We start from the raw sequence: 19,922 nt of genomic DNA, 5'->3' as shown, positions 1-19,922 counted from the left end.
AGCGATTAAATCTGGCTGGAATGAGCAATTTCGACAAGGGAGCAATCGCCCCTAATCGGGAATAAGTAATGGTTACTGGGTATTATGGGAGCAGGAGAAAAGTTGGTGAAAGTCTTTCTCCTCTGCATCCCATGCCCAATTATGCCATTTGCTTCTTTTGTGGAAGACGCTTGGCGTAGTTTGCTTTCCCGCAGGGGTACTAGTCGGAAAAGCCAGCCAATGATCTGGCTCCCCGATGACCATTTCAAATAGAATATCCAGTTAAAATATTCCTGAATTTGATTTACTTTCTTCACTTCCCCTCCAAAAAGCGCGTTAATTTGCTGACGCAGCTCCACGCAGTGTGTTTTAAATTCACCCCGATGTTTATACTCTCAGTGATATCTTAGATATCCTAAGACTGAGGGAACGATCCGCACCTTGTCGATTTTTTTGAATTAGAATCACTTCATTTTGCTGGATTGTACTCACAAGGCTATTTTTGTTTAACGATTTTGAATAGGTTCAATACACACTAAACCGATGTTGTGCAAAAGTCTAGCTCAATTTAGGTTGGCACGGTTAGTAATGTGTGGAGAGCATCCGCTTGTAGAGATTTTTGAGGATGGCCAAGCCATAACAGCATGGAAAATTGAGATCAGAAGTTTTATGTTCCTTCCTTTATCATTATGGCGCAAGCAAAATGTTTTTGAGGGAATGATATTAGCATATTTTCGTCCCCCTATATTTTTATTTTTTTTAACACAACGTAACAAAAGATCCTATTACACACTTGATGAGATTGACAGACCGAATAATTTACAGGCATTTTGAGTGGTTTGATGGGCGATCGCCTCTACCGTTTCCTGACGCAGTTTAGCTACTTGCTCGGCTACATAAAGCACGTAAGCAGGTTCGTTGCGCCTCTCGCCCCGTTTCGGAACTGGAGCAAGGAAAGGACAGTCTGTTTCAATCAGTAGGCGATCGCTACTCACCATCGCTGCTGAGGATTGGATCGCTTTGGCATTTTTGAACGTTACCGTTCCGCTAAAGCTGATATAGAAGCCTAAATCGAGAAACCATTGAGTTTCTTCTGGCGTTCCTCCCCAGCAATGCATTACACCCCGCACTCTTTCTCCTTTGAGTTGCCGCCATTTTTGCAACACTTCTCTGGTTGCCACGGCAGCATCACGACAGTGGATAATCACTGGTAAGTTTAGTTCAGATGCGATCGCCAACTGAGACTCGAATACCATGTACTGTTGTTCGTAGTTATCAGCTTTGTAAAAATCCAGCCCCATTTCCCCGATTGCTACCACATTCGAGTCAGAACTCGCTAAGGTTTTAATTTTCTCGGCTGTCTCGTTGTTCCATTTATCGGCATCTAAGGGGTGTAATCCCACAGCAAAGCTGATTTCGGGAAACTCTTGGGCTATGGATTGAATACTGAAAAACTCCTCTGGGTGAACACAGGAATGTACTAGATGCACTACACCTGCTTCTTTCCACCGCGATCGCACTGTTGCTAAATCCGGCTGGAAACTATCAAAGTTGAGATGTACATGCGTGTCTATCAGTTGCATCTTTTGTCCTTTCTTGTTTGTCCTTTGTCATTTGTCGTTTGTTTTGTTACCAATGACTAATGACCAAGGACAAATGACCAATGACTACTCAGCTGTTTGTGTGAGTGGTTTTAATCTGTGAGCCAATCTTGACTTTTTCCTTGCTCCATTATTCGGGTGAAGAACACCCCGTTTGATCGCCTTATCAATTTTGCCGTAAGCCTCGGATAAACGATCCTGCGCTTCTTGTTTTAATTCTGGGGTAGGATTAGCTGTATAGGCAGCTACAGCATTCAAGTATTTCTTCATCAGCGTCTTGACTGCTGATTTGTAAGCTTTATTACGCAGTCGGTTACGTTCTGCGATTTCGGCACGCTTAAGAGCAGACTTTGTATTCGCCACAGTCAATCCCAAAAATACGATTATTTATGTACACACACTACTAGACTTACTAATATAGCATTCAAATTGCCAATGTTATAATTTCCTAAAAAATTTTTGGAATTAGGTACTGGGTATGAATGAAGACCGATAAGTTTAATATTAACTGTGTACTTCCCAATTCAGTCTTCCGTCAATTGAGGAAATGCGTTAAAATAAAATACGTCTAAATAACTGTCACCCTAACTCATCACAACCTGATTAAGCAATGCGATCGCCGGTAAATAATATAAATTTGTTTGTCCGTAAAACAGATGTGTTGTTTAGGGGCAGGAACTGTAAAGAGCCAAATTTCAGGTAATTTCAAGTATAGAAGCGATATATCGTCTCTGTACACAGATTAATTACTAAAGGTTAGGGAAATTAAGTAAAATTTATACTCAGACCTACCTCTGTAAATCCAGGTAATTGGATGTGTAAATACACCATCTACACCCTGCAAGGAGTCAGGGGAAGGGCGTAAAGTAGTGGGAATGGCACACCTGCTTCCAGCCGCTAGCCCATTAAGGCTTGTGGGGTTGAGCAATTAAATCGCCTTCTCAAGCAAACTATAGGGTGTTAGCCTTGAGAGTATCAAAAAAATCCAGGTTAAGCTAGAGAAGAGAATTAGAGTCAGCTTGCACACCCCAGTGGGTCAAGAGCAATACTAAATCTCAGGTGGCAATATTATAATTTTGGCATTGTCCTTACTCCATGCTGCGAATCATTACTCAGCAGGCAGACGTTAGAGCAGAACTACAACGGATCTGCGATCGCACCCATGACGAACAGGTGCTTCACAAAGAAGCAACGGTGCGGGAAGTTTTGCAAGCAGTGAAACGCCAAGGCGATAAAGCTGTATTGCATTACACAGCCGAATTTGACAAACAAACTCTGACAGCAGAAGAACTCCGAGTTACAGGCTCGGAACTGGATGCAGCCTATCAACAGGTATCAAAGGAATTGTTGAGCGCAATTCGGCTAGCTAGCCGCCAAATTGAGGCGTTTCATCGTCAGCGAGTCCCAAAAAGCTGGGTACACTTTGGCGACGATGAAGTAGTACTAGGCAAACGCTACACTCCGGTAGACCGAGCCGGGTTGTATGTGCCTGGTGGCCGTGCCGCCTATCCCAGTACAGTGCTGATGAATGCAATTCCGGCTCATGTTGCTGCCGTACCCCACGTGGTAATGGTGACACCGCCAGGCCTAGGGGGTGCTATCAACCCAGCCGTCTTGGTAGCTGCCCAAGAAGCAGGGGTGCAAGAAATTTATCGCATTGGGGGCGCACAAGCGATCGCTGCTTTAGCCTATGGTACAGAAACAATTCCGAAAGTGGATGTGATTACTGGCCCTGGTAATATTTATGTAACCCTAGCGAAAAAACTTGTCTATGGCACCGTCGGTATTGATTCTTTGGCAGGCCCCAGCGAAGTGCTGGTGATTGCCGATGAAACCGCAAATCCAGTACATGTAGCTGCTGACTTGCTAGCCCAAGCCGAACACGATCCAATGGCGGCAGCGATTTTGCTGACCACAGATGCGGCTTTGGCGAAAAACGTCCAATTAGCCTTAGAAAGACAGCTAGTGGATCATCCACGGCGAATAGATACAGAAAAAGCGATCGCTCACTACGGTTTAATTATCGTTGTCGAATCGCTCCAAGCAGCAGCAGAACTCTCAAATGAATTCGCCCCCGAACATCTGGAATTAGAAGTCAAAGACCCTTGGGCACTCCTACCACAGATTCGCCACGCTGGGGCAATCTTTTTGGGTTACTCAACACCAGAAGCTGTAGGAGACTATTTGGCAGGCCCTAACCATACCTTGCCAACTTCTGGTGCTGCCCGCTATGCTTCGGCATTGGGTGTTGAAACTTTCCTCAAACACTCCAGTATTATTCAATACTCCCAAACCGCACTGCAAAATGTGGCTGGTGCTATTGATGTGCTAGCAACAGCAGAGGGTTTACCTTCCCATGCTGATTCAGTCCGACGACGAGTTCAGCAAGAAGAGTGATTTGGAATGCTTAATTTTTTTCTTATCCGTCCACAAGTCGGGCATTGCCGACGGTAGTTTCTGGGAGAGGAAAAACCTCTCCTAGAAACTCGTGAAAAGCCTCTCCAGAGCAGTTGCTACAACGCAAGCAGCCTCAATACATAAACTACATAAACTAAGTTGGCAAATAAAAAATTGGTTTAGTGTCGCTGCCGACTAATTTTGCTAGATACTTATTTGACACTCTCAGGGCTAAAGCCACTGAGATTCTTGGTTCAACGAAACCACTTAACCTAGAGTCCTTGCGGCATCTAGACCAGAGGTGGGATTCTCCCCAAGCGTTAACTTTGGGTATGCCCTACCCTAGTTGCATTGCTGCAAGTCCTGTTTAATTGAAACAATTTGTTTCAAAATTCTGAGTCGTCTAGTCTCTATAAATCTTTTACCTACTACTAGGAGGAAACTAGAACAATGCAGTAGAACCGCATAGATTTAATTGTCAAGGTTCAGAGTCTACGTGTTAGGTAGCAATCGGGTTTTTAAAGTAGTTGATTACCCTTCCACTAACAATATTTTATCGGAAAAGGATTCAATGCGCTTTATTACCGCACGAGTCGCTTGTATCTCAGCACTGAAGTGACTGAGCTTTAGGCTTATCGGCTAGTTTGTAAGGAGTCTACTTTTTAGGAGACAAGAGTGGTGCTAAACAATATTTTGGTAGCTCTGGACGGTTCGGAAATTTCAGAACGAGTAATTCAGACTTTAGATGATTTGGCGTTTTCAAAAGACGCTAAGGTTATTCTCTGTCATGTTTTTCCCACGCCAGAGTCAGAAATGGAACTACCTGCGGATCGTCCTCAGCCAGAGTCCCCAACATTTTCTTATTTTCATATTGAAAAACAACTGCAATCCTATCAAGAAAAGTTATTAGTCAGAAGTGAGTTAGAACTAGTAACTGGCGATCCTGCCGAAGAGATTATTCGTCTTGCCAATATTTACAAAACTGACTTGATCGTAATTGGCAGTCGGGGATTAATGGGGATGAAGCGAATTGTTCAACGCTCTGTTAGCAGTCAAGTTGTAGAAGAGGCTAATTGTTCAGTATTAGTCATAAAACCAAGGTAAAAATTTGCAAGGGGAACTAATGACTATAACCACCCCAAAACTAACCTTTGAAGAATACCTGAAATATGATGATGGCACTGATAAGCGTTATGAATTGGTCAATGGAGAACTAATTCCCATGAGTCTAGGAAGTGGACAACATGGCGCGTTAACAGACACAATCATTAGACCTCTTGCATAAGTCGAATAGACCCCCCTTAATCAAAGGGGGGAAACTTGAAATCTTGCGCCCTCCCCTTCACAAGGGGAGGGTTGGGGAGGGGTAATTCAAGGATTTTTGCAAGAGGTCTATTGTTTAAACAAGTCGGAAGTCGGAAGGACGCGACACTCCTGCGTCGCTAACGATTCGCTATCGCGGACTCGCTACCGCTACGCTAACGGAAGTAAGTTTTGTGTTAGCGAGTCTGCGTTCGCTTTTAGCGTCTCGTAGAGAGCGTCCGGGGATTTAGCTGAGGCATCAAAACTTGCCTTCTTATTGAATCGGGGGACTTAAACCCACCGAATTTGTTAAATTGGCAGTTAGTTGACTAAGTTTGTATAAAATTAAGAGGATAAATCTGGCTTAGTTTTTTTATGAGTTCGCGCCGCATTCTTCAAGTTGGTGAATCTTATACTTTCAGCCGATATTTTGAATTGCCTTTCACGATTGATGATATTTTAGCCGAATTAAATTGCACTGTTGAAAGGAAAAATTTAACATTACCTGAATCATCAGAAACTTTAGACATCCAATTTTTACAGCAGCAACTTCGGCGTAATTTCTCTCATATTGATTTAGTTAATGAAACTACTAGACGCGAAGCTTTAATTGGCCCAATTTTGTTTGAAGTATGCCATTTAACTAATCAGAGACTCAATATCGAATATTCTATTGCTGTCAACGACTATCTGAAAGGGACTCTTGACTACTATATTGCAGCACCTCAAAATTTATTAGTTATCGAAGCCAAACAATCAGATTTAGTTAGAGGATTTACTCAACTCGCTATTGAATTAGTCGCACTTGATCAATGGACTAAATCCACATCTGAACTTCTATATGGTGCAGTTACGACTGGTGAAGACTGGCGTTTTGGGGTTTACCATCGTGGCAATCGTCAGCTGACTCAAGACCAGAAACGCTATCAAGTTCCAGAAGATTTATCTACGCTGGTAAAAATTATTGTAGGTATTATTTCTGATGCATAAATTGCTTTACAATTGCACTTCGCAAGACTGGGAAACAGGGACTGGGTACGCAAAAAATAACCAATCCCCAATTCCTTCACATTGAGTCAATTTAACGCTCTTGAGTTGCCAAAAACTGACGCAAGCTCAACAAACTCAGAGTTTGACCCAAATTTAAGGGCAAAATTGAAACTCCTTCCAAGCGGGACTGTACCCAACCTTCTCCCCAGTACCATTCGTGGAACCCGTCAATACCTCCACTGAGTACTAAGCGGAGACAGTTGGATTTAACAACGTTTACTTGATGATGAATCGCTACTGGCCCAGTCCAGGTTGTAAACTGGAATCCGGGAAGCAGTTCTTCTGGCATTCCGGGTGCAAAGCGTTGCCCTAAGATCCATTTTTTTAGTTGTACCGGATGCAGCAAACTGTCACGAATTGCCTCTGTAGATGCTTCGATTTCGATCCGCAGTTGGCTTTGTTGAAAATTACCCAGCATTTTTTTCGGATTACCTAAAGATAAGACATCGCTATTTCTAATATTGCAAATAATTTTTGTCATTAGTCATTAGTCCTTTGTCCTTTGCAAATAACTAATGACCAATGACCAATGACAGCCGTTTATTTGTGTAACACCCGACTACGTTACTTTTCTTGCAGCAGAGAACTTAGAATAGAAAAAGTGAACTTGTTAAGAAATGTAAGGTTATTCATGGCGGATCAGTTAATTCGTGCAACAGCAGCCGAAGGTGGAATTCGTGCCGTAGGTGCGATCGCCACACGTTTAACAGAAGAAGCACGGGGGCGTCATAAGCTTTCTTATGTGGCAACGGCAGCACTGGGTCGGACGATGACGGCGGGCTTGTTAATGGCTTCTAGTATGAAGCGAACTGGATCGAGAGTCAATGTTCGGGTGAAGGGCGATGGGCCTTTGGGTGGCATCTTGGTAGATGCCGGTTTAGATGGGACGGTACGCGGATATGTGGGAAATCCATCTGTAGAATTGCCTCCCAATGCCAAAGGTAAGTTAGATGTTGGTGGTGCGGTGGGTGGGGGCTACCTCTACGTTGTCCGGGATATCGGTTATGGTTATCCTTACTCTAGTACGGTAGAACTAGTTTCTGGCGAAATTGGTGATGATGTCGCTCATTATCTCGTAAATTCCGAACAAACTCCTTCGGCTTTAGTTTTGGGTGTGTTCGTGGGAGCCGAGGGAGTAACTGCGGCTGGAGGATTACTGATACAAATATTGCCCAAAGCCGCCAGAGACGAAGCCCTAGTGGAAACTTTGGAATCACGGGTTGCTGGTTTAGCAGGATTTACGCCGTTGTTGCAAGCTGGGAAGACCTTACCGGAAATCTTTGACGAATTGTTGGGAGATATGGGGCTAGAAATCTTTTCAGAACGGCAAATGCTGCGCTTCCACTGTGGTTGTTCTTTCGATCGCGTTTTGGGGGCACTGAAGATTTTGGGAGAAGCTGAACTGCAAGATATGATTGTTAAAGATGATGGTGCTGAAGCAACTTGCGAATTTTGCGGCAACGTTTACCAAGCAAGTAGCGACGAGTTAGCTCAACTAATTGCCGATTTGCAAGCTGAATCTTCTGTTTCAGGATAAAGTATAAAATAGCACTGATTTTTGAGATTGATAATGGTACTCTGTGGAGAGAGATAATCAAAAAAGTAGCTTTTTAATGATGAGAAAGTTACTATGTCAACAATGGAATTATCGACCTAAAACAGAGCGCTATTCAATTATTTTGGTGTGAGAGATGACAGAGCGGGATATTCCAGACAGTTGGTCTTCAGCCAGTGGAAGAGAGCCAGATCAAAACAAAAGATTATCCCGAACAGAACAATTCGGTGAAACTCAGCCATTTGATACCCCAGCTACTGGTTCTACCTCCAAGTCAGTGAAGCGGCGAAAAAAAAACCATAAGAAAGGATTACCTATAAATAGTAATTCAAAAGAAACTACCCAACTCAGTAATAATTCTGGGAAATGGCCACGCTGGATGAAAAGCTGGACATTGTGGCTAGTACTACTAATGTTGATTCCCGGCAGTGTAGGATTCTTGGCAATGGCAATACTGTTTAAGTTGCCAGCTGCTCCTAATTGCCCCTCGATTTTCTGGCCGCTAGCTAGTGCTTCTGTGCGGCTACATTGCGCTCAGTTGGCGGCTTCTAAGCAGACTGTGAACGACCTATTGCAAGCGATCGCTCTGGTGAAGCAACTACCACAAAATCACCCGTTGCATGGAGAAATCGATCGTTTCATTGAAGAATGGTCGCGGGATATTTTGAAGCTAGCCGATCAAAGTTTCCAAACTGGGAATTTAGAAGAAGCGATCGCCACTGCGAAGAAAATACCCGAAGATGTGGCAGCTTATAAATTAGTCGATGAGCAAATTGACAAATGGCAAACAATTTGGTCAAAAGCTGAAGCCACATACAACGGTGCGATCGCCGAAGTCAAGGAACGGCACTGGCAATCGGCATTCATGTTATCCGCTAAAATGCTCCGCGTAGACAATCAATACTGGGCGGGTACTAAATACGACCAATTGAATCGTCTAATTGCCACAGCCCGAGAAGATGGCGATAAGTTAGGAAAAGCCGAAAATTTAGCAAGCAGCAAAGTAGTTGATAACATCCTAGAAGCGATCAAGTTAGCCGAGTCCATTGGGCAGGAAAGTTACCTATACCAAAAATCTCAGGAAGCGATACCAGCATTTGGACGAAAAATGTTGGAATTGGCACAGGCGAAACTAGATAAACAGGATGCCGATGAAGCGCTGAACATTGCTAGGCAAATACCAGAAAGCGCGAAACTACAAGGCGAAACAGATGACTTTATCGCCATAGCGGACGCAAAAAGGAGTGCTTGGCTTGGTAGTGTTTCTAGTTTAGAGGCAGCGATCGCTCAAGCACAACAAATCGATCCTTCCAGACCAGTGTATAACGAAGCACAGCAACTAATTGCTCGTTGGCAGTTGGAAATTGAAGATGTTGCCCATCTGGAAAAAGCGAGAATATTGGCTAGCCAGGGAACAGTCCCGAATTTAACAGCCGCGATCGCCCAAGTAGAACTAATCCCTGCTAGTAATCCTAGAGGCACAGAAGCTAGGCAAGAGATAGGTCGCTGGAATGCCCAAGTAGAGACAATTGAAGACCAACCTTACTTAGATCGTGCCGAACAGATCGCACTATTCGAGGATATTAACTCTTTGCAAGCTGCGATCGCCCAGGCCAGCGAAATTCGTAGAGGTCGGGCATTATATCCAGAAGCACGCAAAAAAATTCGTACTTGGGTAGGAAAAATCCAGCGAATTCAAGACCAACCTTACTTGGATCAAGCACAAGAACTAGCCCAAAGTGGAAATCTCACCGCCGCCATTAGTACAGCTCAACAAATTGCCTCATCGGGAAGGGCGCTTTCACAAGAAGCACAAACTGCGATAAATGACTGGGAAGGGCAAATCCGCACTAAAGAAGACTGGAAAAAAGCCCAGGAAGTAGGGGCGGCTGGCACTCCAGAAGCCTTGGTTGAAGCAATACGACTGGCGGATCGAGTTTCAAACAATAGCATCTTACGTATGGATGCGAATCAGGCTATCGACCAATGGAGTCAGCAATTGTTAGAAATAGCACGCACTCAAGGTCAGTCTGATATTGCCAGAGGCATTGACATTGCCAAATCGATTCCACGCGGTAGTGCTGCTTATAGTGCAGCGCAAGAGCAAATTAAGACCTGGCAAGATTTTCTCAATCCTCAACCTGAACCTCAGCCTTCGTCTACGCCTGAATCTCTACCATTTCCCCCATCAACTACTATTAATGGTCAGTGATAGCGATCGTCTATTACAGCAATTTTCTTTAAAATCTCGTTTCCAGCCTCTGGGCAGACTGGGAATGAGACAATATCTAAAAGCCAATACAGTTCAGTTAAGGCTAAAACTAATTTGTTCAAGTCAATTTTTTTAACTAACCGCAAAGGACGCAAAGGAATAAGAGTTTCAGAGAGTTTTTGCGTAAGTCCTGAAAGTTTTTGGCGCTAACCCAAGCGTATTGCGGTTTAATTAAGGATTCCTTTCTTCTCTTTGTGTCCTTCTCTGACGAGACGCTGCGCGAATGCGCCCTTTGTGGTTCGTTTTTTCTTAATTTTGGGTAAGTCTTGTCCTTAACCCAAGCGTATTGATCTAAAAGCTTAAACTTTTTATTCCCCGATCGCTTCTCCCCATTCCTTAATGACTGAAAATAATGATGAGTAATCATCATCAGCAAATGACATTTTTACGGCTGTTTGCAAGATTTGCCGCACTCCTTTAATACTGCTGAGATCCAAATTCTGAGATTTCGCTTCTGAGATAAACAATTCTGTATCTTTAAGCAAGTGTTTTGTGGGGAAATTGGGATCGGCATAATTGCCATCTAACATCCGTTGTAGCTTTTTGTCAAAGGTAGGCGCGTAGAGTGGACTGTCGCGCAAGATTTGCATAAACACATCTACATCGACACCTTGACGCTGGACAAAAGCTAGACTCAAAGCAAAGCTAGTTGTTAGAGAAGCTATTAGTTGATTTAGTGCCAATTTAAGCGCCGCCGCAGATCCCACCGGCCCGATAAGTAAAGGTTTTGTCCCAAAATTTTGGAGTAACTTCAAGTGGCGTTCGTATTGTTCTGGCTCCGCCCCTACCATAACATTCAACTTGCCAGCTTTTGCTTCTGGGATACTCCCTAATACCGGCGCTTCCAAATACTCACCACCACCCGCCACTACTGCATCTCTAATTTCCTGGCTTTCTGTGGGAGTAATTGTTCCCATTTGGATAATTGTACGCCCTTCCAAAGTTTGCCAAGCAGTATCTGAAAGTAACACATTATAAATAGCCGGGGCATTAGTAAGCATGAGGATTACGCACTCAGCAGCACGAATGGCATGGCGGGGATGTGTAGCAATTTCAGCCCCAGATGCTTGTAGTGGTGCTAATTTTTCTGGGGTACGATTGTAGGCAACTAGCTGTATATCTGCCGCTAATAACCTTTGAGCCATTGGTAGTCCCATCAGTCCAGTTCCCAGAAATGCCACCTTCATTTTTTATGTTCCTTTAATACAGCGTTACCGATAGCGAGTCTTCTCCCAAAAGTGAATGAGGATCGCAATTCATCAGACATCGCATTTGCATTGATTCAAATTAGCTGGGAAGTAGTTATTTGAGATTTAAGATACAATCCTAAATTCCAGTTTTCCTACTTCCTAATTCTGGCAATCAACCACCAGCAGCAAAAGTTAACATAATTATCACTGAAAGTAATATACCAGGGGTAAGTAGTGTTGCTAGCATTAACAGGTCATGAGTGGACATAATTATTACTTTGGTAGTGTGTTTAACTTTACAGTAATCACTGTTATGCTAGTCCAAATAAGACTAATACTGCATTCTTAAATAGAGTTTTAACTTTTCTTTCTTTACGCTTACTCTGGCAGGGTCAATCCTTTTAATGGTTGAGAGATTTCTGTGTTGTCCAAACCTTTGCTCTGAATTAAGACTCCAAAGCCGCCGAGTCCTGTGGGATCTAGAAGTTGGTGTAGTGCGTCTCGATGCTTTAGTAACTGCGAGAGAGGTTGTTGTTGATAAGAAAGGGCTGCAATGCGATCGCCTAATCCTAACGCCATCAAAAATAATCCCTGCTGGATAAAACCAATATTCTTTAAATTGTACTTCTGACCCCAGCGTTCCAAAGCCGTAAAGTCAACATGGGCAGTGATATCTTGTCGCCCAATATTAATATAAGGGTTGTCATGGAAACGATGATGGTAATAACACTGTAGCGTTCCCTGCGATCGCCTGGGATTATAGTAACGACTGGCGGGGTAGCCATAATCAATTGTTAACACATAGCCAAGCTGCAAGCGGTCTGCTACTATACTCAACCAGTCGAGAGCTGCTAAATTAATTTCACTACGGTAGCCATCAGAATATGTACTTTGTGTCAAGTCGATTTCCAGTAAATCCAAATATTCAGTTAGTTGGGGCGTTGACGGTTCCCCTGTGACTTCTATAAATGATGGGCAGGTTTCTTTCTCATTACTATCTGTGGTTACATAAATTTCTCGGAATTCTCCCGTTTCTAGGATGAATTGATGGACGGGAAACGCATCTACTAACTCGTTGGAAAAAAAGCAACCGACGATCGCATTTGGTGGTATCTCCTCGAAATTGCACCAACGCACAGGGAAATCTTGTAAGCGTTGCTGCTGTTCTTGTCTTAAAGTTGGGGACTTTTCAACAATGATGTACTCTAGGGCGGTAAAAAAATCTGGGTAGTGTAGTTGATGATATTTAAGGATATGCAAAGCTAGCAATCCTTGACCTGCTCCCATTTCTACCAAAGAAAAGGTTACAGGTTTTCCTAAAATCTCCCACATTTGCAAAAATTGTTCTGCAAGTAACTCGCCAAAGTCTGGGCAGAGATTAGGTGAGGTGAAAAAATCACCACCCTGAAAGCCAATTTTGACTGCATCACTAGAATAGTAGCCGTGTTCAGGGTGGTATAATACCAGATCCATGAATTCGGCGAAAGTAATTCGTTGTTGGGGAGTAGTGGTAATGTGATTAGCGATCGCAGCACACAATGCTGGATTTGAATCCATAAAATTTCCGGTTTGAGATTAGGGAATAGAGAAAAATAAATGAATTATGAATAATGCAAAACAAAATTCATAATTCATAATTTTGCTAAAGGTCTACAAACCCTATAATATCGGCACTGTGGCATCAGCGCTGGCATTGATTGACAGACAAAACTTGGGAAGTTTGCAGGGGAGGAATGCGATCGCCACAAAAAGCTGCTATCCCTGTATACCTAAAATCATTATTTTGTCAATACTTCTTTCAAAGCAGAAATCGAGGGTGCAAAGAAGTAGCCGCCACCAGTCGGAATTACCCAATCTTCAGGTGCAGTTAACTCTTTAGTTTTAGATTCACCTTGGTCATCATCAAGGTGGACAAAGAACTTGCGCGTGCGATCGCCACCTGGTTTGTTATTTTCACTTTGACCAATAATTGGATCGTGACCAAGAGTTAATTTACCTTCAAACTCATGACCAGTAGCAGCTTCCTCACTGAAGTCGGGATTGTTAGCCCAGAACTTAGTGACAAACTCAAACTGGTCTACAATCGAGGTCTGATAAGCCAAAAAGTGAAGACCGCGATCGACAAACTTCTCATCTTTTAAGGGATTGTTCGGTGTCGAAGGAGACACTGGCCCATAAGGAATACCGCGACGGAGTAAGCGGTGTGTTTGAGTAGTTACTTCACTGCGATCGATATCAATTTCTTCGGAACCAGAGACTTTGCCGCCTGGTGTTTTGTCATTACGTGGATAAGTCTTGCGAGTATGGGCAATAAACGGGCAGCGAAGACCTGTTGCATCGTCAGAAGGTGGAACTACATCGTTTTTGAAGAAAGAATTCTCCGGTGGATCGTCACCGTTGAATTCAAAATCATTGTTAGCAGTGTCATCATTACCCAAACTTGGGGCATCTTTTTCAGGGGTGCGGACAGTGGGAGCGCCACTAGGCCAGCGACCAATCAGCTTTGCGCTTACCTTTCTGGGGTCAGTATTCAGTTTGGCAGCTTCTTCGCTCAAAAAATGGTGGAACTTGTATACATCTTGGCGTAATCGGCGGAATACAAGATAAGAGCCATCATTTGCCCAGTGTAGTCCTGCCGAGACAACCTGACCTTTGCTATCTTCCAACTTTTTAGCATCAGCCTTCTGACCTTCGTAGCCAAAAACAAACTCTCCTGGCCACAAAAGATCCTGTCCTGGTTTGCCTTGATTTTTATTCTCTGGGTTCTGCCGAGGAGTGAGAAGGTCTTTCGGATTTTCACCAACCCGGCCACGAATACCAGGTTGTGATATTCCATCCAAGTTACCAAAATGTTCATGTCCAGAAAGGGGTTCCGGTAAATTGGCTCCTTCTTCTAAGAAAGTAATTCTGGCTCCACTGCTCTTAAGCTTGCCTTCCTCATCTGTAAATAACACAATGCTTTCTAAGATCCGCGAAACTTCTGCCAGCAAGTCCGAGCGTTGGTCACTGGCAATGATGAAAACTACATCAGCTTTGCCATTATCCGGCCCACCCACGACCCAACCAATAGGCTTATTATCCTTGTCTACGGGGTCTTTCAATTGGGTAGCGCGTGCTGCTAGTCCAGCTTTAAAGGCTTCATCTGTAAATGAGTCGGCATCATTGGTTAGTTTTTTCAGCCCTTCAAAGGAGAAAGCAATATTGACCCAGGTTGCCTTAACAGCGCCTTCGCGGCCTCGCCGTAGTCTGGCGGATTTAAATAAGCGGTTGAAGGCAATCACTTCTGAGGCGGTTGCAATGAAGTCGATCTGTGATTTCAGCCACTGCTTAAAGGCATTTGGATTTTCAATTTCAAGGAATAAGAGGGCTTGATAGTCTTTATTAAACCCGCCTAGAATGTTGCCTTGAATATTGTTGACATTGAGAATAGGCTCATTAGGCGCAGGGACGTAAAAGAATGAGTTTGTCTGTTGACCTTCTAACGGATCGGGAGCAGGTGCTTCACGAATTATTTGTTGTGTCATGTATCAAAATCCTGTTTATGATAGAGCCTATTGGTTATTCCAGAATGAAAATATCAAATCAGGTATCCCTAATTGGGAACCCATTTTAAGTTATCGGAGGTATTTAAGAGATTTATGCGAGGATACTAAGGTGAATTCTAGTAATAAATTTACCATAGCCGTTGGTTTGGACAACAGAGGTATTTTTTAATCAGAAATCACCTAACCATAATTTTATTGTTAAGAAGTAAGTGTTGATTTTTGCCCAAGCGATCGCTATCAGCCTACTTACTCACCTCCAATCATCAACGCAAAGGCAAAAACCGGACTTGTCGGGAGCATCCCAAATATGCAAAAACCTTGATAGCCCTCATCCCCTAACCCCTTCTCCCAAAGATGGGAGAAGGGGAACTAGAATTATGTCTCCCCTCTCCCATCTTTGGGAGAGGGGCTGGGGGTGAGGGAAAAGTGTTAAAGTTCTCGTCAGCCAAAAAACGCAGCATCGTAATTTACCCTTGTGGGTTGCGTCTTGCTAAAAGGCGATCGCTATTATCCACTTACTAACGACACTAACACGCCATTAAGATCGCGGACGCGAGCAATTGTTTGTCCTCCAGCCTGAGCTTTAGGAGCATCTAATGCTTTTGCACCTGCTCCTATTGCCCTCATATAAGCACCGCCAACATCAGGAGTGATAAATGATATTTGGATTAATGCCGGTGGTTGTGTAGCATCGTTAGCATGAAAGCCGCCAGGAAATAGCTTTTGGGCTTCGCTAGTGGAAGAGAAAGCTAATGTGGTGTTTCCGGTTTCGATTTCCGCCCAGATAGATTGTCCTTTATCTTGGAGAGTGCGACGAACTAAACCAAATGCTTTTTCGTAAAACTCAACTGTTTTAACTACATCGTCTACCCAGATAACCGTGTAACCAAATTTCACAGTTTTTTCTCCTGATTAGAAAAATTAAATTGAGGGTTTTAAACTCATTGCCTGTGTAGACACGGTTTCTGCCGCCCTTTCAATTAAGTTAGCGTAGCCGGACGCATTGGTGTCAACTTAAGGTAAAACTCATGTCCCGCAAGGAACTGAAGTTCCTTGCTAATAGCAAAAGTCATCTGAAGATGACTCAATATCCCCAAAAATCCTTAGTCATCTTTAGAGAAGATGACTAAATATATCCCTAAAAATCCTTAGTCATCTTTAGATGACTTTAACTGTTAGCCTTGAACTTTAGTTCAAGGTGGGTAAGGAAGCCAACAAATAAGCCATTTATAGCTTAAGTTGACAGCAACGAGTGAGGCCTAACCCATTACGAATTATTTTAACTTTCCAAAATATTAGGGTCTGTTGCGAGAGTTTGGGCTGCTGTTTGCATCATTTCTATATCTAATGGCGACCAATTATGAGGACCTTGACAGTGATGTGCTGCTAGTAATCCCCATAATCCTCTAGGTATCAAAATTGGTACAACTAGGTTAGCGCGAACTTGCATACTAGAAAGAAAATCTCGGTGACAAGATTCGATTGGCTCTAATTCAATATCAGCGATCGCTCTTACCCGTCCTGCTAAGTATAAAGCAGCATACTTGTTATTAAAACAATCATCTGGGCCAGTGGAACCCAGTATTGAAAATTCTTTAGAACTCAAAGATTCAAAAGTCACCTGTCCTTCCCACTGCCCGTAAAAATAATACAGCACTACCCGATCAACCTGAAGCGATTCTCTGAGTTGATTGGTTGTTTGCCGCACTAACTCATCGCGCTGCATTTTTTTAACAAGGCGATCGAGCAAATTTTGCAAACCTTGTTCACGGCGATTGTGGTTTTGGTTCAATTTTGAGTGAGGATGAATTTGCACGGTTCTAAAATTACGATATAGGTCAATGCTGCCGGATTTTTATAGTAATTTATTAGAGTTTATTTAAATGCATTGTTCTATTTATAGCAGCAATTCCATTTTAACGAAACATAGTAATATTACAGGTCAACGGTGTATTTAAAATTAATTCTTAAGAAATTATAATTTTTAATGTGCATCAAAAAACATCTCAATTATAAATTTAAAGCTAAGAATTTTAGTAATTTGCAAATAATATGCTTAGTTTTTATGGTTTAAGACAATAAATATAGCGATCGCTTGTATGCAATAGACTAAAGGCTACGTTGTACACGCAAGTCAAATTACCCCCCTTAATCCCCCCTTAGAAAGGGGGGAAACCTGAAAATCTAGTTCCCTCCCCTTTACAAGGGGAGGGTTAGGGTGGGGTAAAACCAAAGTTACGGTAAGCTGACAATGCTGCATCTTTAACCGTTGCATTGACAATCGGAAAGGTAGTGAGGATGTAACTAAACTCATCTTCCGTTAAACCGTAGAGGTGTGCAACCATTCCATCGAGTTCAGCGCGGAGTTTAGCGCGTTCTGCTTCGTCGGTAACGCCTTGTTGATGGGAACCTAAACCGACTTCTTGCGCGAGTTCGTCAAATTCTGGTGTGGTGCAGATGAGTTTGGCGGCGCGTTGTACAATATCGTTGAAGTTGCGATCGTTTTTTGTTAAACGTGGGACTGGTAATTGGTAGACATAGAAGAAATTTACATTGGCAGTTACTCTTAGACGTAATAAATAATCTAAAATAAAGCTGTTCCAAACTCCGCAAAGATAAAACATCACATCATAACTGATTTGACGGTTTTCCTCATTATCGTATGTGCGAACAGATTGAAAACTTTCTGAATGAAAGTTTGGAGGAATGATTGTCGAAATCATTGTCCTTGCATTTGTACTACTTGCAATTTTACGAAAGCCAAGTCGGTAATCTTGATAGTCAAGCTTTTTATATTTGTCTTCTTTGCGTCCAAGTACAGCTAATCTTCCCTCTTTCTCCACAATCCAGTACCGGGGTTTATCAAACTGATGATTAAATTGGTGAATCATCTTACCTTCATATAAAGGCAACATTTTTTGTTTTAGTTCTTGTTGAAAAAGATAACTATCATTAGTCATGTGAAATTCACTTTGTAGGCTAATGTTCCAACTTTCATTGAGCTTTTCACCTAAAAGTGGAGATTTAGATACTTTTTCTGCTATTAACAAATCATATTTATTTGTAAATTCAACTATTCCTAAACTCTCAGGTGAAAGTTGACGCACCATATCAATACTAATCTGCAAGCTATCATGACTAGGAAACCGTTGAAGTTCCTGCACCTCATGACGCATAAATGCAGATGGAAATTCTGTTGTTGTACTACCTTTAACAAAAGTTAGGACAACAAACTTAAAACGGCTATCAACTTCTTCAAAAATTGTCTTCCGATTCTCAAAACAGAATAACCCAGTAACTTTAGTTTGACTAAACAACATCTCCCGCAATTGCTTAGTCCCCAAATCAGTGTAAATCCCGCTAGGAATTACAATTCCACACTCACCGCCTAAACGCAAAAGATTAAAACATTGTTCTGTAAACAGCTTATAAAGATTAATATCCGTACCTGCTTTTTTACCATTCACAATAGAAATCTGATTTTTATACTGTTCAGACGAACGATAATAAGCACTGACATAAGGATATTGACTTTGATATTCTAACCAAGCACTAGCAATTATGGGATTTTGTAATAATTTATTCTGTTCTTTCTCAAAATCCTTAATATCCATCTTGTTCTTCGTCACCAGTTCATTATGCTGTGCAAAGAACTCTTTAGCTTGAGGCTTAAATATTTCCCAAGGTGGATTAGTAATAATCGCATCAAAACCACCGCGTTCTAAAACCTTGTCAAAATGATAACCCCAATGAAACGGCTTCAAAGCTGCAATATCCTTAACCTCCAATTTACGTTTCTGTGATTTTCCAGTTAATTTAACTTCTTCGTATTGAATCCTCAGCTTTTGCCTAAATTCATCCAATAACAAAATATTTAACTTCTTTTGTGATTCTTTATTAAGGTTGTCAATAGATTGACGTAAATTTAACAACCTTGCATCTTGATGCGTTCCCAGTTCTCCGCCAGGAAGTTTTTCATCACCAGGAATAAAAGCGTGTTTTTTGTAAAGTTCAATAGATTTATTCTTTTCTTCTAAAATAGCCTTGTAATTATCTGCTATGAGAGGCTGTAATAAATTACCTTGTTTAGTATTTCCTACTGTATCAAAAGCCGTATCATCTACCTTAATTAATCCAATTAACGAATTACCCGCCATAATATTAAAATCAATATTAGGTAATGGCTCTAACTCTTCCACATCGTTAGCAGAAGAAACTAAAGCTAAGAAAAGACGCAGTTTAGCAATTTCCGTTGCTTCCTCCATGATATCTATACCATAGAGGTTATCAGAAACAATCCGTTTTTTGATAAAATAAGGTATTGACGGGTGAGAATTTTCTATCTCCTCAAGCTTATTTTTAAGAGTATCATCACCCATCAACTTAATTGTCCCAAACACCGCGCTGTAAACTTGAATTAGCGTCTTCATCGCCGCCACAAGAAAAGCACCAGAACCGCAAGCTGGGTCAAGAATTGATAAATTAGGAAGAATATCATCCATTAGTAGACGACAAACATTTGTATCCAGTTTGATAATAAGTTCGTTGATATCTTCAAATGGCTTATACTGATCAGATAGCGAATCATTTACCCGGTCTACAATTAACTTGTGAATAGTTCTATCACAAAGATATTCCGTAATTTGCGGTCTAGTATAATACGCCCCAAAAGCCTTTTGATTAATATATTTCTCGAAAATATATCCTAAAACATCGGGATTTATCTCATCATCTTTACCTTCCGGCGTATCATCTAAATTCCAAGAATAACGCCCAAACAAATCTAAAACTTGCTCAAACGCCTCATCAACTATAGTAATTTGATATTTCTCTTCAATATGATGTTTGAGAAATAGTCCACCATTCAGGTATTTAACCTTTCCTACCAATTCTTGAACAGATAAATCGCGGTCACTCTCAGGTTTAGCAAAGCTTTCAAAAAACAAAGCCTTGAGAAATTCATCATAAAAATGATTGGCTCTTGCGCTACTTTTATGGTAAAAGTTAAAATAATTTAAATTTCATGCCTAT

The 19,922-nt window shown here is 42.0% G+C and carries 17 protein-coding genes; 6 read left to right on the top strand and 11 right to left on the bottom strand.

What is annotated here, in order from left to right; translation table 11 throughout:
- Positions 1 to 5 precede the first annotated feature (5 nt).
- The 3 genes from HWQ37_RS04045 to rpsT all read right to left on the bottom strand — a co-directional run bounded on the left by HWQ37_RS04045 (position 6) and on the right by rpsT (position 1,943).
- Entirely contained in the window at positions 6 to 296 is a 291-nt protein-coding gene (locus HWQ37_RS04045; RefSeq protein ID WP_292744100.1) for a hypothetical protein, read from the bottom strand.
- A gap of 468 nt (positions 297 to 764) precedes the next feature.
- Positions 765 to 1,562 carry a TatD family hydrolase gene (locus tag HWQ37_RS04040; protein WP_292744099.1) on the bottom strand — a complete coding sequence of 266 codons (798 nt, stop codon included), beginning with the start codon at positions 1,560 to 1,562 and terminating at the stop codon, positions 765 to 767.
- 84 nt (positions 1,563 to 1,646) lie between these two features.
- Positions 1,647 to 1,943: a 30S ribosomal protein S20 gene (gene rpsT / locus HWQ37_RS04035; RefSeq protein ID WP_292744097.1), complete on the bottom strand. Its 297-nt coding sequence runs from the start codon at positions 1,941 to 1,943 to the stop codon at positions 1,647 to 1,649.
- 732 nt (positions 1,944 to 2,675) lie between these two features.
- Here rpsT and hisD point away from each other — a divergent pair.
- From hisD to HWQ37_RS04015, 4 genes are all read left to right on the top strand, one after another.
- A complete protein-coding gene (gene hisD / locus HWQ37_RS04030) occupies positions 2,676 to 3,977 on the top strand; it encodes a histidinol dehydrogenase (RefSeq protein ID WP_292744095.1) in 1,302 nt (433 codons plus the stop codon).
- A 678-nt stretch (positions 3,978 to 4,655) separates the two neighbouring features.
- The gene (locus HWQ37_RS04025) at positions 4,656 to 5,081 is read left to right on the top strand and encodes a universal stress protein (protein ID WP_292744093.1); all 426 of its coding nucleotides are present in this window, start codon (positions 4,656 to 4,658) and stop codon (positions 5,079 to 5,081) included.
- A gap of 19 nt (positions 5,082 to 5,100) precedes the next feature.
- Positions 5,101 to 5,262: a Uma2 family endonuclease gene (locus tag HWQ37_RS04020; RefSeq protein WP_292744092.1), complete on the top strand. Its 162-nt coding sequence runs from the start codon at positions 5,101 to 5,103 to the stop codon at positions 5,260 to 5,262.
- A 392-nt stretch (positions 5,263 to 5,654) separates the two neighbouring features.
- Positions 5,655 to 6,269 (top strand): hypothetical protein, encoded by a 615-nt coding sequence (locus tag HWQ37_RS04015; RefSeq protein ID WP_292744090.1) that lies wholly within the window; start codon positions 5,655 to 5,657, stop codon positions 6,267 to 6,269.
- 91 nt (positions 6,270 to 6,360) lie between these two features.
- On the opposite strand, the gene HWQ37_RS04010 is transcribed toward HWQ37_RS04015, so the two are convergent.
- On the bottom strand, positions 6,361 to 6,747 hold the full coding sequence (locus HWQ37_RS04010) for a hypothetical protein (protein WP_292744124.1): 387 nt from the start codon (positions 6,745 to 6,747) through the stop codon (positions 6,361 to 6,363).
- 213 nt (positions 6,748 to 6,960) lie between these two features.
- On the opposite strand from HWQ37_RS04010, the gene hslO reads away from it, so the two are divergent.
- Together hslO and HWQ37_RS04000 are read left to right on the top strand one after the other, a co-directional pair.
- Entirely contained in the window at positions 6,961 to 7,866 is a 906-nt protein-coding gene (hslO, locus tag HWQ37_RS04005) for an Hsp33 family molecular chaperone HslO (protein WP_292744122.1), read from the top strand.
- A gap of 154 nt (positions 7,867 to 8,020) precedes the next feature.
- Positions 8,021 to 10,096: a chromosome segregation ATPase gene (locus tag HWQ37_RS04000; RefSeq protein WP_292744088.1), complete on the top strand. Its 2,076-nt coding sequence runs from the start codon at positions 8,021 to 8,023 to the stop codon at positions 10,094 to 10,096.
- Here the strand turns inward: HWQ37_RS04000 and HWQ37_RS03995 are convergent.
- The 7 genes from HWQ37_RS03995 to HWQ37_RS03965 all read right to left on the bottom strand — a co-directional run bounded on the left by HWQ37_RS03995 (position 10,090) and on the right by HWQ37_RS03965 (position 19,837).
- Complete coding sequence (locus tag HWQ37_RS03995; protein WP_292744086.1) at positions 10,090 to 10,218, bottom strand: hypothetical protein; 129 nt, start codon at positions 10,216 to 10,218, stop codon at positions 10,090 to 10,092. The two genes, HWQ37_RS04000 and HWQ37_RS03995, sit on opposite strands and share 7 nt — an antisense overlap.
- A 246-nt stretch (positions 10,219 to 10,464) precedes the next feature.
- Positions 10,465 to 11,343: an NAD(P)-dependent oxidoreductase gene (locus tag HWQ37_RS03990; RefSeq protein ID WP_292744084.1), complete on the bottom strand. Its 879-nt coding sequence runs from the start codon at positions 11,341 to 11,343 to the stop codon at positions 10,465 to 10,467.
- 381 nt (positions 11,344 to 11,724) lie between these two features.
- Positions 11,725 to 12,903: a class I SAM-dependent methyltransferase gene (locus HWQ37_RS03985; protein WP_292744082.1), complete on the bottom strand. Its 1,179-nt coding sequence runs from the start codon at positions 12,901 to 12,903 to the stop codon at positions 11,725 to 11,727.
- A 221-nt stretch (positions 12,904 to 13,124) separates the two neighbouring features.
- Positions 13,125 to 14,870: a Dyp-type peroxidase gene (locus HWQ37_RS03980; protein WP_292744080.1), complete on the bottom strand. Its 1,746-nt coding sequence runs from the start codon at positions 14,868 to 14,870 to the stop codon at positions 13,125 to 13,127.
- A gap of 528 nt (positions 14,871 to 15,398) precedes the next feature.
- Positions 15,399 to 15,788: a VOC family protein gene (locus HWQ37_RS03975; protein WP_292744078.1), complete on the bottom strand. Its 390-nt coding sequence runs from the start codon at positions 15,786 to 15,788 to the stop codon at positions 15,399 to 15,401.
- Positions 15,789 to 16,170: 382 nt separating this feature from the next.
- The gene (locus tag HWQ37_RS03970; protein WP_292744076.1) at positions 16,171 to 16,707 is read right to left on the bottom strand and encodes a GAF domain-containing protein; all 537 of its coding nucleotides are present in this window, start codon (positions 16,705 to 16,707) and stop codon (positions 16,171 to 16,173) included.
- Positions 16,708 to 17,104: 397 nt separating this feature from the next.
- Positions 17,105 to 19,837: an Eco57I restriction-modification methylase domain-containing protein gene (locus tag HWQ37_RS03965; protein ID WP_292744073.1), complete on the bottom strand. Its 2,733-nt coding sequence runs from the start codon at positions 19,835 to 19,837 to the stop codon at positions 17,105 to 17,107.
- Positions 19,838 to 19,922: the final 85 nt, after the last annotated feature.

Source organism: Nostoc sp. NMS4 (genome assembly GCF_017115095.1).
Lineage (GTDB): Bacteria > Cyanobacteriota > Cyanobacteriia > Cyanobacteriales > Nostocaceae > Nostoc.
This window is presented reverse-complemented; position numbering and strand designations above follow the sequence as displayed.

Bases quoted from the DNA above. Each gene is read 5' to 3' on its own strand.
- HWQ37_RS04040 (WP_292744099.1), bottom strand. From the start codon at position 1,562: ATGCAACTGATAGACACGCATGTACATCTCAACTTTGATAGTTTCCAG.
- hisD (WP_292744095.1), top strand. From the start codon at position 2,676: ATGCTGCGAATCATTACTCAGCAGGCAGACGTTAGAGCAGAACTACAA.
- HWQ37_RS04020 (WP_292744092.1), top strand. From the start codon at position 5,101: ATGACTATAACCACCCCAAAACTAACCTTTGAAGAATACCTGAAATAT.
- HWQ37_RS04015 (WP_292744090.1), top strand. From the start codon at position 5,655: ATGAGTTCGCGCCGCATTCTTCAAGTTGGTGAATCTTATACTTTCAGC.
- HWQ37_RS04010 (WP_292744124.1), bottom strand. From the start codon at position 6,747: ATGCTGGGTAATTTTCAACAAAGCCAACTGCGGATCGAAATCGAAGCA.
- hslO (WP_292744122.1), top strand. From the start codon at position 6,961: ATGGCGGATCAGTTAATTCGTGCAACAGCAGCCGAAGGTGGAATTCGT.
- HWQ37_RS04000 (WP_292744088.1), top strand. From the start codon at position 8,021: ATGACAGAGCGGGATATTCCAGACAGTTGGTCTTCAGCCAGTGGAAGA.
- HWQ37_RS03990 (WP_292744084.1), bottom strand. From the start codon at position 11,343: ATGAAGGTGGCATTTCTGGGAACTGGACTGATGGGACTACCAATGGCT.
- HWQ37_RS03985 (WP_292744082.1), bottom strand. From the start codon at position 12,903: ATGGATTCAAATCCAGCATTGTGTGCTGCGATCGCTAATCACATTACC.
- HWQ37_RS03980 (WP_292744080.1), bottom strand. From the start codon at position 14,870: ATGACACAACAAATAATTCGTGAAGCACCTGCTCCCGATCCGTTAGAA.